Annotated in this window: 11 protein-coding genes; all 11 read left to right on the top strand. The window is 62.8% G+C overall.

The genetic code is table 11. From position 1 onward, the window contains the following. The first annotated feature begins 44 nt into the window (after nucleotides 1-44). The 11 genes from ATE48_RS02630 (at nucleotide 45) to ATE48_RS02580 (ending at nucleotide 12585) form a co-directional block, all read left to right on the top strand. Nucleotides 45-356, top strand: coding sequence for a PepSY domain-containing protein (locus ATE48_RS02630; RefSeq protein ID WP_066767528.1), 312 nt, complete (start codon nucleotides 45-47; stop codon nucleotides 354-356). 14 nt (nucleotides 357-370) lie between these two features. Next, nucleotides 371-1042, top strand: coding sequence for a response regulator (locus tag ATE48_RS02625; protein ID WP_066767526.1), 672 nt, complete (start codon nucleotides 371-373; stop codon nucleotides 1040-1042). After that, on the top strand, nucleotides 1039-2481 hold the full coding sequence (locus ATE48_RS02620) for a sensor histidine kinase (protein ID WP_083197123.1): 1443 nt from the start codon (nucleotides 1039-1041) through the stop codon (nucleotides 2479-2481). Before ATE48_RS02625 ends, ATE48_RS02620 begins: the two co-directional genes overlap by 4 nt. A 57-nt stretch (nucleotides 2482-2538) precedes the next feature. Next, on the top strand, nucleotides 2539-3201 hold the full coding sequence (locus tag ATE48_RS02615) for a tetratricopeptide repeat protein (protein WP_066767524.1): 663 nt from the start codon (nucleotides 2539-2541) through the stop codon (nucleotides 3199-3201). A 2-nt stretch (nucleotides 3202-3203) separates the two neighbouring features. Next, entirely contained in the window at nucleotides 3204-3641 is a 438-nt protein-coding gene (ccmE, locus tag ATE48_RS02610; protein WP_066767522.1) for a cytochrome c maturation protein CcmE, read from the top strand. Further along, a complete protein-coding gene (locus ATE48_RS02605) occupies nucleotides 3638-5572 on the top strand; it encodes a heme lyase CcmF/NrfE family subunit (RefSeq protein ID WP_066774527.1) in 1935 nt (644 codons plus the stop codon). The genes ccmE and ATE48_RS02605 overlap by 4 nt, the downstream gene beginning before the upstream one ends. Next, the gene (locus ATE48_RS02600; RefSeq protein ID WP_066767518.1) at nucleotides 5569-5964 is read left to right on the top strand and encodes a cytochrome c-type biogenesis protein; all 396 of its coding nucleotides are present in this window, start codon (nucleotides 5569-5571) and stop codon (nucleotides 5962-5964) included. The genes ATE48_RS02605 and ATE48_RS02600 overlap by 4 nt, the downstream gene beginning before the upstream one ends. A gap of 192 nt (nucleotides 5965-6156) precedes the next feature. Then, nucleotides 6157-7671 carry a Do family serine endopeptidase gene (locus tag ATE48_RS02595; RefSeq protein ID WP_156767565.1) on the top strand — a complete coding sequence of 505 codons (1515 nt, stop codon included), beginning with the start codon at nucleotides 6157-6159 and terminating at the stop codon, nucleotides 7669-7671. A gap of 11 nt (nucleotides 7672-7682) precedes the next feature. Beyond that, nucleotides 7683-8351, top strand: coding sequence for a response regulator transcription factor (locus ATE48_RS02590; protein ID WP_066767517.1), 669 nt, complete (start codon nucleotides 7683-7685; stop codon nucleotides 8349-8351). Further along, nucleotides 8348-9748, top strand: coding sequence for a sensor histidine kinase (locus ATE48_RS02585; RefSeq protein WP_066767516.1), 1401 nt, complete (start codon nucleotides 8348-8350; stop codon nucleotides 9746-9748). Before ATE48_RS02590 ends, ATE48_RS02585 begins: the two co-directional genes overlap by 4 nt. Next, nucleotides 9748-12585: a bifunctional [glutamine synthetase] adenylyltransferase/[glutamine synthetase]-adenylyl-L-tyrosine phosphorylase gene (locus tag ATE48_RS02580; RefSeq protein WP_066767515.1), complete on the top strand. Its 2838-nt coding sequence runs from the start codon at nucleotides 9748-9750 to the stop codon at nucleotides 12583-12585. The genes ATE48_RS02585 and ATE48_RS02580 overlap by 1 nt, the downstream gene beginning before the upstream one ends. Nucleotides 12586-12592 lie beyond the last annotated feature (7 nt).

The following is a 12592-nucleotide window of genomic DNA, read 5'->3' as shown; positions in this document are numbered from 1 at the left end:
CATTCAGCGCCCATTCAGAGCGACGCGCGTATTCCAAAATCGTCATGTGGGCCAAGTTTGCTCTCCTCTCCGCGGTTCTCGCGGCTAGTGCGTTCGCAGCGCCGACGAGTGTTAGCGCACAGCCGCGTCCGCGCGCGGAGGCCCCTCAACCTGCCTGGACGATGCCCGCCCAATATCGCGGCGGCGGTCAACAGGACCTTCGCCCATTGCGCGAAGTCGTTGAAGAACTCCGGGCTCAATACGGCGGCGAGTACGTCTCGCATCGCCTTGAGCAGGGCGGCAGCCCCGTCTATGTCGTCCGGTGGCGCATGCCTGATGGGCAGATACGCGATATTCGCGTCAGCGCCACTCGCTAAGGACGGAACGACGAATGCGCGTGTTGGTGGTCGAAGACGATAAGAACTTGCGCGAGCAGCTTGCATCCGCGCTCACCGACGCTGGCTATACAATCGATAGCGCCGCCGACGGCGAAGAAGGTCAGTTTCTCGGCGAGACTGAGCCTTACGATCTGGTGATCCTCGATCTGGGCTTGCCGAAGGTGGATGGGCTTTCGGTGCTGAAGGCCTGGCGTAAGGAGGGCAAGACGATGCCTGTCCTTATTCTCTCGGCGCGTGACCGCTGGAGCGAGAAGGTCGAAGGGCTCGATCTTGGGGCCAATGACTATGTCACAAAGCCGTTCCACATGGCGGAATTGCTGGCGCGTGTACGTGCGAACGTGCGCCGCCAAACCGATCACCAATCGTCGGTGCTGGAAGTTGGCGATTTGCGTCTAAACTCGGCGACGGGCCAGGTGACCGTAAATGGCGCGCCGGTGAAGCTGACGGCGTATCAGTACAAGGTGCTGGACTATTTGATGCACCACGCCGGCCGCATCGTGTCACGCACGGAGCTGACGGAGAAGATTTACAGCCAGGACCACGAGCGTGACTCGAACACGATCGAAGTGTTCATCGGCATTCTACGCCGCAAGATCGGCACGGCCCGGATCATCACCGAAAAGGGCCTGGGCTATCGGTTGATCGACCCCGCGGACGCGCAGTGACGGCTTCTGCCGGAAGCATCATTCAGCGCTTCCGGGCGGCCATACGCCACTCGCTTGCCGCCCGCCTTCTGACCATCGCCGTTGTCAGTGTGTTTGGGCTCGTGCTCATGGGCTGGATTGCGCATGCGCAATTCAATGCGCAGTTGTTACGTCTGCTGATCGATCCAGAAATTGAAAGCGTTGCAGACGATCTCATCGGCAATGCCGGGCCGGGTTTGAGCGACGAATTGATCCTGCGCGATCTGCCTTATGACCCGCGCTATCTGCAGCCGCTCAGCGGGCGATATTTTCAGATCGCGCTCGTGCGCGGCGACGGGCGATTGCAGACGCAGACGATTTCGCCCTCGCTTGTGGATGCAGAAATCCGGTTGCCGCCAAATGTGTTGCGCGAGATCGCTGCGGCGCGTCCGGGAGATGGCGCGCGCTATTTCAGCATCAATGGCCCCGATGGCGGCGATCTGCGGATTGTGACGCGGTTGGAGGCTATTCCAGAGGTCGAGGGACGCTACGTTTTCGTCGTTGGCGTTGCGACGGCGGCAATCTTGGCGCCCGCCGCGAATTTGGTGGGCTGGGCGTTCGCGGTGTTCGTCATTTTCTGCGCCCTGATGGTTGCGGCGGTTTCGGTGCTGCAGGTTCGGATCGGGCTTGAGCCATTGCATGAATTGCAGCGCGATATTGCAGCTGTTCGGCGCGGCGATGCCGACCGGCTCGACGGCGATTATCCGGCGGAAATTCAGCCGGTCACGGATGAACTCAATGCGCTGGTTGATCACAATCGTGAGGTGGTCGAGCGCGCGCGGCGTCACGTGGGCAATCTCGCGCATGCGCTGAAAACACCGATCGCGGTGTTGAAGAACGCTGCCGCCAGCGGCGGCGAAGATGCGGTGATGAAGCAGTCTATCGAAGAGATGGAAGCCTTCGTGGAGCGACAGCTTCGCCGTGCTCGCGTTGCGGCGCGCGCGGAAGCGAGCGCTGGCGCTACAATCGCCTACCGCACGCCAGTGCTGCAGAACCTCGAAGACCTCGTTTTCATGATGGAGCAGAAGTACGACTCCACCAAAGCGATGGACATTTCGATCGAGGCCGAGACCGACGTGACCTTCCGCGGCGAGCGCGAAGACTTACTGGAGATGGCCGCCAATCTGATCGATAACGCCTGCAAGTATGGCGCGAGCCAAGTAATCGTCCGGCTGTTGCCGGCGTTCGACTCGAAAGGCTTGTTCGAAATCGTCGTGGAGGACGATGGGCCGGGCCTTTCGGATGCGGAAATCGCCCGAGCAATGGAACGTGGCGCACGCTTGGATGAAGCGGCGCCTGGCCAGGGGCTCGGGCTCTCGATTTTACAGGAAACTGTAGAATTGTACGCGGGCGAGTTGATCTTTGAGCGGGGTCAACTCGGTGGCCTGAAAGCTAGGCTCAGATTGCCGGCGACTGATTGAGCCTGCGGCGTCCGCGCCGGTTTCATCGCAGCTCGAACCGCGCTAGGCCTCGTCTCCGTGTTGACGCCCTTAATTGTCGTTCTTGTCGGCGCTCTGTTGGCGGCCTTTTCAGCGTTTTGGGCGCTGCGCGCCGCGCGTCGTGCGGGCGGCGATGCAAAAACCGGGCGCACGGTTTTGCTCACGCTGGCCGCGACGAGTGTGATCGCGCTCACGGTCTATCTTGTGAACGGCCGGCCGGATCTGCCCGGTGGCGCCTATGCCTCGCGGCTGGAAGCGCTGCGGCAGCGGCCGCCTGAGACCTACAACATGCAAGACTGGCTCGCTGTGCTCGCGGAGGATGCGCGAGCGAACCCGCGCGATCCTTGGCCTTATCTTGCGAGCGGCGAAATTTATCTGCGCGCCAATCGCCCACAAGAAGCGGCGCGCGCATTTGATGCGGCGTTGCGGCGCGAGCCACGCTCGGCAGATGCGTTGATCGGTTTGGCGCGTGCGGTGGCCGGCTCCGAGGGAACTTACACGCCGGAGGCGTTGGCGTTCCTTGAGCAGGCGACGACGGTGACGAACGAGCCGGCGCCTTGGGTTTATCGTGCGATGGCGGCGATGGAAGGCGGGCGCGATGCGGAGGCGCAACGTATGTGGGGTGAAGCGTTGGCCCGAATGGGACAGGACGACCCACGTCGCGAGATGGCGCGGCGCTTTGCATCGGGGCAACCGCCATGAGCATGCGTAGGCGCGATCAGCGTTTGATGATCATCGGCGTGGCGGGCGCCGTGTTGGTGTTGGCCGCGACGCTGACGTTCGCGGGACTGCGCGACTCGGTTGTGTACTTCGTGGCGCCGTCGGAACTTTCGACGAAAGCTGAGGCGGGGCAGCGGATACGCCTCGGCGGCCTTGTCGTTGAAGGCACGGTTCATACCGACGCGCACGTAACGACGTTCTCGGTGACCGACGGCGCAACCGAAGTGCAGGTGCGTTACGAAGGCTTGCTGCCTGATCTCTTCCGCGAAGGTCAGGGCGTTGTGTGTGAGGGCGAGTGGATGCCGGGTGAAGCGTTCCACGCCGATCGCGTGCTCGCCAAGCACGATGAAAACTACATGCCGCGTGAAGTCGCCGAGGCTCTGAAGGAGCGCGGCGAATGGAAGGGGCAGGGTTCGCCATGATCGCGGAGATCGGCGCGTTCGCCGCTGCGCTGGCGCTTGCATTGTCTTTGGCGCAAGGCGCCCTGGGGCTGCTGTTTGCGCAAAGTGAAGCGCGCGCGGCCGCGGCTGCGGCGATCTCGCAGGCAACTGCGCTGACATGCGCGTTGGCTTTCGGCTTGCTGATGACGCTGTTCGTGCAGTCAGACTTCACAGTCGCTGTTGTCGCGGCCAACTCGCACATCGACAAACCGATGATTTATAAAATTGCCGGTACGTGGGGAAACCACGAAGGCTCGATGCTGCTGTGGTGCTTGGTGTCGGCCACGTTTGGCGCGATCTTCGCGACTTTGCGGGGCAAGCAATCGCTCGGGCTTTGGGCGCGCACTATTGGCGTGCAAGGATTGGTGACGGCGGGCGCGCTGATCTACACGTTGTTCCTCTCCAATCCATTCGCGCGTCTCGACCCGGCGCCGATGATTGGAAGCGGTCTCAATCCGCTGTTGCAAGATCCGGCGCTCGCGGTGCATCCGCCGCTGCTCTATCTTGGATATGTTGGCATGAGTGTGCCGTTCTCTTTGGCGCTCGCGGCCTTGCTTGAGGGACGCGCGGATCAAGCTTGGGCGCGCGCCTTGCGCCCGTGGACGCTGATCGCGTGGACATGTCTAACGCTTGGCATCTGTCTCGGCTCGTATTGGGCATACTACGAACTGGGTTGGGGTGGCTGGTGGTTCTGGGACCCGGTCGAAAACGCGAGCTTCATGCCGTGGTTGGTGGCGGCGGCGCTTGTTCACTCGGCCATCGTCACAGAGCGGCGCGGGTCGCTCGCCAGCTGGACCATTCTTCTTGCGATTATGGGCTTCGGCTTGGCGCTGCTTGGAACCTTCCTTGTGCGCTCCGGCGTTCTGACATCGGTGCATGCGTTCGCCGTTGATCCGCAGCGCGGGATTGCAGTGCTGATCCTGCTCGCAGTTGCGCTGGGTTCGGGATTTGGACTTTACGCATGGCGCGCGCCGAAACTGGCGCAGCCGTCTGGTTTCGCGGCGGTGAGCCGCGAGAGCATGCTGGTGTGGAATAATTTCGGACTGGCCGTCGCGGCGGGCGTTGTGCTGATCGGCACGCTTTATCCGTTGCTCGTCGAGGCATTCGGCGGCGGGCTGATTTCCGTGGGTCCGCCTTTCTTCAATGCGACGGTCGCGCCGTTGCTGGCGGTGTTGTTCTTGCTGTTGCCGCTCGGGCCGATGCTGACGTGGCGGGTCGGCGACATGCGCGCAGCGCTTTTGAAGCTCGCACCGGCAGCGATCTTGGCGCTGATCACGCTTGTTGCGGCGCTGGTGCTAACCCAGTGGCGGGCTGTGCCGGCGCTAGGATTGATGCTGGCCGTGTGGCTCGTCGCGGGCGGTTTCATCTATCTTTGGGTGCGCTTGCAGCGTGGGACCGGCAAACTCTCAGCGAAGATCGCGCTCCTGCCACTTGCGGTTTGGTCGATGAGTTTGGCGCACATCGGCGCCGGCGTGCTGACACTCGGCGCTGTTGCGGAGACGGCCTTCCGCATTGAACGCGCGGTGGCGCTAGCGCCCGGCGAGGGCGTCGCCTTCGCGGGCAGGCGGATTTCGCTGCTTGAAGTCGGCGGCATCGAAGGCCCGAACTATTCGGCGACGCGCGCGAACTTCCGTGTCGATCAGAGCAACGGAGAGTCACGGGCGGTTTCAGCCGAGCGACGCTATTTCTCGACATCGCCGATGCCAACGTCCGAGGTTGGCATTTTGAGCGGTTTTGACGGCGATATTTACGTGGCCCTTGGCGAAGAGGTTCGCGGTGGCAATGGCGCCTGGACGGTGCGTCTCTATCATAATCCGCTGGTGCAGTTCATTTTCATCGGCGTGTTGATGATGGCGATTGGCGGGGGGCTGAGCTTGGTCTCGCTTGCGCGCAAGCGGAGTGCGCCGGCATGAGTCTCGTCACGGTGCTTCTTGCCGCCGTTGGGCCCTCCGCTTTGGGCGATCCTGCCCACGAGACGCGGGCGCAATCGCTAGACCAAGAGATCCGCTGCGTTCAGTGCGAGAATGAGCCGATCGCTCAATCCACAGCTGACATTGCCGCCGATATGCGTGCGCTGGTGCGTGAGCGGATCGCGGCTGGGGATAGCGATGAGGAGATCCGGAATTTCTTCCGGCGGCGCTACGGCGACTTCGTCCTGTTCCGCCCGCCGTTTGACGCCCGGACCTGGGCGCTTTGGGCCGCTCCGCTGCTCCTGGGCGGCGCGGGCCTCGTTGCGGTCTTGGCTGGACGGCGGAGACGAACCGCCGCGGCGGTGGATTTCACCCCAGAAGATGGTGAACGATAAAAGGTCGTGCGAACCGGGCCGTTCGTCGCGCAAGTTGCTGAATGTCCTAAAAAAGCCGCCGGGTTCGGCCCCAATCCATCGCAACTTCGCCCCAAACGCCGCTTAACCGGCAAGTGATGGCGCCTAACTAGGGCTTGAAACGTAGCTGGGCTAAGCCTCCAATTGCAGCGTCCTCCCAAGGGTTCAAAACTCATGACTGAAGTCGTTTCGATGAAGTACCTCCGCCGCACCTTGATGGCCGGCGGCGCCGCCTTGGCGCTGTTCGCCGGGTTCGCGGCCCCGACGCTGCTCTCGGCCACCGCTCAAGAGATCAATCCAACCGCCGTCGCCCCCCCGCACGGCGCACCGGGCAGCTTCGCCGACTTGATCGAGCGCGTGCGCCCTGCGGTTGTTTCCGTCACTGTTCGCCAGCGCCCAGACGCCGTGCAGCAGCCTTCGCTTGAGGGCCTGCCGCCCGGATTTGAGGAATTTTTCCGTGGCCGTCCGAACGGGCGCCAAGGTCCGGCCCCGACTTCGCTGGGCTCGGGCTTCTTCATCGGCCAGGATGGCACCATCGTGACGAACCATCACGTTGTTGAAGGCGCCGAAGAGATCACGATCCGCACCAGCGATGGCCGTGACATTCCCGCCGACATCGTCGGCTCGGACGAAGCCACCGACATCGCCGTCCTTCGCGTGCGCGGCGGCGGCCGCTTCCCGTATGTGACGTTCGATGACGCACGCCACGTGCGCGTTGGCGATTGGGTCGTGGCTGTCGGCAATCCGTTCGGTCTCGATGGCACCGCGACGGCCGGCATCGTCTCGGCTATGGGCCGCACCGATGCGGGTTCATCGGCTTACGTCGATTACATGCAGATCGACGCGCCGATCAATCGCGGCAACTCGGGTGGTCCGACCTTTGATCTCGCCGGCAATGTGATCGGCGTGAACAGCGCCATCTTCTCGCCAACCGGTGGCAACGTCGGTATCGGCTTCGCCATTCCGGCCAACACAGCCAGTGCAATCGTTCAGCAGATTATCAATAGTGGCCGCGTTACGCGTGGCTGGATCGGCGTCTCCATCCAACCGCTCGACGCCGACATCGCCAGCAGCCTGGGTCTTGAAGAAGCACGCGGTGCGCTGATCGCGAGCGTGACGCCGGATGGTCCGGCTGCGCGCGCCGGCCTCCAGCAGGGCGATGTGATCCTCACCTTCAATGGTCAGCAAATCGAGAACAGTCGTGATTTGACGCAACGCGTGGGCGCCACCGCGATCGGCGCCAATTCCCGCGTAGAAATCCTGCGCAACGGCCGGCGCCAGACGCTGAACCTGCGCCTCGGCGAACGTCCGTCCGAGCAGACGCTCGCCTCAACGAACCCAGCGCCGAATGCGACGCCGGAACCGGAGCAAGAGCAACAAGGCGGCGTCGCTCAAAGCTCGCTTGGCGTCTCAGTGCGTCCGCTGACGGCTGAAGACCGCACGCGTCTTTCGCTGCGGGCCAACGAAAACGGCCTTGTGATCACGACGGTCGAGCCGACTAGCGATGCGGCCCAAAAGGGCATTCGTCCTGGTGACGTTATCATGCAGGCCGGTGGCCGAGCGATCCGCACCGCCGCTGAGTTGACCGCCGCGGTCGATGCGGCGCGTCGCGCCAATCGCCCGCTGCTTTTGCAAGTGAGCAATCGTGCGGGTCGCGGCTTCGTTGCCGTCGATGTGGGTGGGCAATGAGGAGGGACAGTATGAGGGTTCTCCTGGTTGAGGACGACGCTGAGATGGCCGCAAACTTGAAAGCGTCGCTCAGCGCAGACGACCACGAGGTTGAAGTCGCGGGCGACGGTGAACTGGGCCAGTCGATGGCTTCAGGCGGCGGTTATGATGTGATCGTTCTCGATCGCATGTTGCCAAAGAAGTTGGGCGTTTCGGTCGTGCGTGAGCTGCGCGACCAAGGCGTCTCAACACCGGTGCTGATCCTATCGGCGCTGCACGACGAAGATCACCGCATTGAAGGCCTCAACGCCGGCGCGAACGATTACCTCGGTAAGCCGTTTTCGACGCGTGAGTTGCTGGCGCGGGTTCGGGCGCTTTGGAACGGCCGCGATCGCGAGCCGCAAACCAAACTCGCGGTCGGCGATCTTGAAATGGATCTGCTGGCCCGCACCGTACGGCGCGGTGGCAAGAAACTCGACCTGCAGCCGCGGGAATTTCGCCTGCTCGAATATCTCATGCGCCACTCCGGACAGACGGTGACGCGCAAGATGCTGCTCGAGAACGTCTGGGATTATCATTTCGATCCTCAGACGAACGTCATCGACGTGCACATTTCCCGCCTGCGCTCGAAAATCGATCGTGATTTTGCGCAGTCCCTTCTGCACACGGTGCGAGGATCAGGTTATCGACTGGAGGCATGAGGCCAAGCCTCTCGCTCCTTCGGACGACAACGTTCCGGCTCGCGCTTGCGCAAGCCGGCATCGTGCTCGTGTTCGTCATCGCGTTGCTGGGCTACGTCTATTTCGCGACCGTAGGACAGCTCAACGCCGACTCTGATCTGCTAGCCGATCAGGAATATGCCGCCCTCGACCGTGCCTACGGCGAGGGCGGCATTCGCCGTTTGAACCAGGAGGTCGTGGAGCGCGCCGCGCGCCAAGGCCCGCTGCTCTACGTGCTGGCTGAAAGCAACGGCACGGTGATCACTGGCGACTTCCAACAATTGCCCTCCATGCCGACGGCCGCCGCCGAGCGGGTCGACTTCAACTTCGAGCGTTTGGACGAAGACGGAAACGCCGTGCGAGGCCGGGCGCGTGGGCAAGTTGGCCGCTTGCTGAACGGGCCGATCTTGTTGGTGGCGCGCGATCTTGGAGATAGCGCGCTGATCTCGGGGCGTATCACCAGTGCACTGTGGACGGTGGCGTTGTTCGGTGTCGTGCTCTCGATTGCGAGCGGCCTCATCGGATCATGGCTGGCGTCCCGGCGCGTCGAGGCTTTGGCGGCGACTGCGGCCGAGGTGATGAGCGGCGACATCACGAGCCGCGCACCGGTGCGCGGCGAGAACGACGAATTCGACACCCTGGCCATCGCCATCAACGCCATGCTGGATCGTTTGCAGCACCTCATGCAGGTGTCGCGTACGGCGGGCGATGCGATCGCGCATGATTTGCGCTCACCGCTGACCCGCTTTCGCCAGAAGCTCGAGGCGGCGCTCGAAAACCCGCCGAACGTGGATGCAGACCGCGAGGCGCTGCGTATTGCGCTCGAAGAGGCCGACAGTGTGCTCGACACCTTCGCTGCTGTGCTGAAGCTCGCGCGCGTAGAGGGCAACGTCACTTGGCGTTTTGAGCGCGTGAACGCGACCGCCATTTTGCGCGAACTGGTCGATTTCTATGAACCAGCCGCAGAGGATGAGCAGCGCGCTCTGAAGGGCGAAGTGGAAGACGGTCTCTATATTTTTGGCGAGCCCGGCCTTTTCACTCAAGCGGTCTCGAACCTCATCGAGAACGCGTTGAAGTACACATACCAGAACGGACGAGTTGAGGTGCGCGCAGTGCGCCGGGTTGATGGGCGCATCGAGATCGCGGTGTCGGACGATGGGCCCGGTATCGCTCCCGAAGATCGAGACCGTGTGCTCGATCGTTTTGTACGTCTGGAAAGTGCGCGTTCCACGCCGGGCGCTGGCCTTGGGCTTAGTCTGGTTGCTGCGGTCGCGCGTCTGCACAAGGGCGGGCTGCACTTGCGTGATGGTCTTGGCGGGCAAGGCGAGCGCAAGGGGCTCGGCGCTGTCCTCGTGTTGCCCGCAATGGCGAATTCGTGATGCACAATGTCCGCGCCGCGCTCGCCAGCGAACACGGACCGGACGCGTTCGTGGGCACGGTTTGGCAACAAGCTTCTTCTGCCGCCGCATCGCACGCGCCCCACCTGCGCCGCCTGATGGAGCGACGGCCAGATTTGCTCTCATCGCCGAATGAAGCTTGGGCCGAACGTATTTTACATGAGGCAATTGCCGCCGCCGACGCAATCGCCGTTGCGCCGCCACCGATCGAAGAAGCGATGGTAATCTTGCGCCGCGCCAAGGATGGCGCGCAGCTTGCGTCAGCTCTCGCCGATCTCTCGGGCGCATGGCCCCTGATGCAGGTCACGGAAGCGCTGACGAAGTTCGCGGATGCTTCTTTGCGGGCGGCGATATCTGTCGCTGCAGCCGAGAGCGCAAAGCGCGGCGACATCGTCGCTGGCGCGTTCGATAGCGAGATCAGCGCGGCGCCGGGCGTATCGCTCATCGCCATGGGCAAGATGGGCGCCGGTGAGCTCAACTATTCCAGTGATATCGATTTTTCGGTCTTCTTTGATGCTCAGAAGCTGGCGGAAGCGGGCGCGCGTGAGCCGCGCGTGGCTGCTGTGCGTTTGGTTGCGCCACTCGTGCGTACGCTCGAAGAAGTGACAGCGGATGGTTATGTCTTCCGCACGGATCTGCGCCTGCGGCCCGATCCTGGCTCGACGCCGGTTGCGGTGTCGATCGCGTCGGCCGAACACTATTATCAAACGCTGGGTCAGAACTGGGAGCGCGCGGCCTTTATCAAAGCGCGCGCGGCGGCGGGTGACCGGATCGCCGGAGGCGAGTTCCTTGACTCGCTCGTGCCGTTCATCTGGCGCAAACATCTGGATTTTGCCGCCGTCGAAGACGTGCACTCTATAAAACGCCAAATTCTCTCCGCCCATAAGAGCGCCGAACTGGGTGACCCCGTCTTTGATGTGAAGCTCGGTCGTGGCGGCATCAGAGACATCGAGCTCTTCGCGCAGACGCAGCAGCTCGTGTTGGGCGGGCGAAATCGTAAGTTGCGGTCGCCCCGGACTCTGGAAGCGCTCGATGTGTTGGCGGACGCTGGCGCGATATCGCGCGAGGCCTGCGCCGCAATGCAGGAATCTTATGTGTTCTTCCGTGAGGTCGAACATCGCATCCAAATGCTTGAAGACGCGCAGACCCATCGTGTGCCCGGCGATCCGGATACGCGTGCGCGGGTCGCGGCGCTTGCTGGGTTTGAAACGCTGCAAAAGTTCGATGCGGCTTTGATCCAGCGGCGACGGATCGTCTCCGATATCGATCACCAATTGTTCGGCGCCAAGCAGAGCTTGGCCGATCCGATGGGCAGTTTGATCTTTACGGGCGTTGAAGATCAGCCCGAAACGCTCAACACGATCGCCAAACTAGGCTTTTCTGATCCGGCGACGGTCAGCCAGACGATCCGGGGTTGGCACCACGGCCGTGTACGCGCCATGCGCTCGGAGCGGGCGCGCGAATTGCTGACGAGATTGACACCCAGGTTGCTGCGCGCGTTTTCCAACGCTGGCGATGCAGATCAGAGCTTTGCGCGTTTCTCCGCCTTCTTCGGGTCGCTCTCGGCGGGCGTGCAGGTACTTGCGCTTCTCGAAGCGCGACCGAAATTCCTGGATCTCATTGCGCGCGTGCTTTCACTGGCGCCCAAGCTTGGCGATAAGCTTGCGCGGCGGCCGGCATTGCTTGATGCTCTGATCGAGCCGCGGTTTGCGATCCCGCTTGGGCAAGATGCGCCGGGGTCCCGGCTTGCTGAACTTCGCGAGCGGGTGAACGACGCGGATTCATTCGAAGGTAAGATCAACAGCGCCCGGCGCTTTCACCGCGAAGAGGCGTTCCGCATCGCGGTGCAGATCCTCGAACAGTCCGCGACTGCGGAGCAGGCTGGCGCCGCTTACGCTGAACTCGCTGAAACCTGCGTGATCGCAATGGCTGACGTGGCCTTAGAGGAAATGGAGCGTCAGCACGGACCGCAACCAGGTAGTTTTACGGTGCTGGCGCTTGGTAAGTTCGGTGGACGCGAGCTGGCGGAAGACTCTGATCTTGATTTGATGCTGGTCTATGATGCGCCGGCAGCGAACGGATCGCCGTCCGATTTTTACACGCGCCTCACGCAACGCCTGATTAGCGCACTCTCGGCGCCGACCGAAGAGGGCGCGCTTTATGACATCGACACCAAGCTGCGGCCTTCGGGATCGAAGGGGCCGGTTGCGGTGCGACTGTCGTCTTTCGAGCGCTACTACGCGGAAGAGGCGTGGACATGGGAGATGCAAGCGCTGACGCGTGTGCGGTCCGTCGCCGGTGATCAAGCGCTGGCCGATCGCGTGCGGTCGACCGCACGCGCTGCAATCGCGCGCCCGCGTGACAGAGTGAAGACGCTCGCGGATGTCGCCGACATGCGCGCGCGCATGGATCGCGAACGTCCGAGCCGCAGCCCATGGGATTTGAAATTGGCCCCGGGCGGGTTCGTCGACATTGAATTTGCCGCCCAGGCGCTTCAACTCGTGAGCGCCGATGAGGGCGTGATTGACGCCAATACCGGCGAGGCGCTGGCGAAGCTCGCGGCAGCCGGTGCGCTGCCAGACGAGACAAGGGCGCGGCTCACCGATGCCTGGCGATTGCTGAGTTCGTTGCAACAGACGCTGCGCATTTGTGCTGTCGGTGACTTTACCTTGGAAGGCGCACCGCGACCGCTGGTCGGGCGACTGGCCGGATTGGCGGGTGTTTCGGGGGCTGATGATCTTGAAACCATGCTCCGCGCCACGCAGGCGGCGGTTCGCGCAGACTTTCTGCAGATAGTTGAAGCGGCAGCGACGGAATAGGCGGGCA

The sequence above is a fragment of the Candidatus Viadribacter manganicus genome (assembly GCF_001679665.1).
Classification (GTDB): domain Bacteria; phylum Pseudomonadota; class Alphaproteobacteria; order Caulobacterales; family Aquidulcibacteraceae; genus Vitreimonas; species Vitreimonas manganica.
Note: the sequence above shows the minus strand (reverse complement) of the source record. Positions and strands in the feature narration are given on the sequence as shown.

What these genes read in the sequence shown, in the direction of transcription:
- ccmE (WP_066767522.1), top strand. Translation starts at nt 3,204, where the DNA reads ATGCGTAGGCGCGATCAGCGTTTGATGATCATCGGCGTGGCGGGCGCC.
- ATE48_RS02605 (WP_066774527.1), top strand. Translation starts at nt 3,638, where the DNA reads ATGATCGCGGAGATCGGCGCGTTCGCCGCTGCGCTGGCGCTTGCATTG.
- ATE48_RS02600 (WP_066767518.1), top strand. Translation starts at nt 5,569, where the DNA reads ATGAGTCTCGTCACGGTGCTTCTTGCCGCCGTTGGGCCCTCCGCTTTG.
- ATE48_RS02590 (WP_066767517.1), top strand. Translation starts at nt 7,683, where the DNA reads ATGAGGGTTCTCCTGGTTGAGGACGACGCTGAGATGGCCGCAAACTTG.
- ATE48_RS02585 (WP_066767516.1), top strand. Translation starts at nt 8,348, where the DNA reads ATGAGGCCAAGCCTCTCGCTCCTTCGGACGACAACGTTCCGGCTCGCG.
- ATE48_RS02630 (WP_066767528.1), top strand. Translation starts at nt 45, where the DNA reads ATGTGGGCCAAGTTTGCTCTCCTCTCCGCGGTTCTCGCGGCTAGTGCG.
- ATE48_RS02580 (WP_066767515.1), top strand. Translation starts at nt 9,748, where the DNA reads ATGCACAATGTCCGCGCCGCGCTCGCCAGCGAACACGGACCGGACGCG.
- ATE48_RS02595 (WP_156767565.1), top strand. Translation starts at nt 6,157, where the DNA reads ATGACTGAAGTCGTTTCGATGAAGTACCTCCGCCGCACCTTGATGGCC.
- ATE48_RS02625 (WP_066767526.1), top strand. Translation starts at nt 371, where the DNA reads ATGCGCGTGTTGGTGGTCGAAGACGATAAGAACTTGCGCGAGCAGCTT.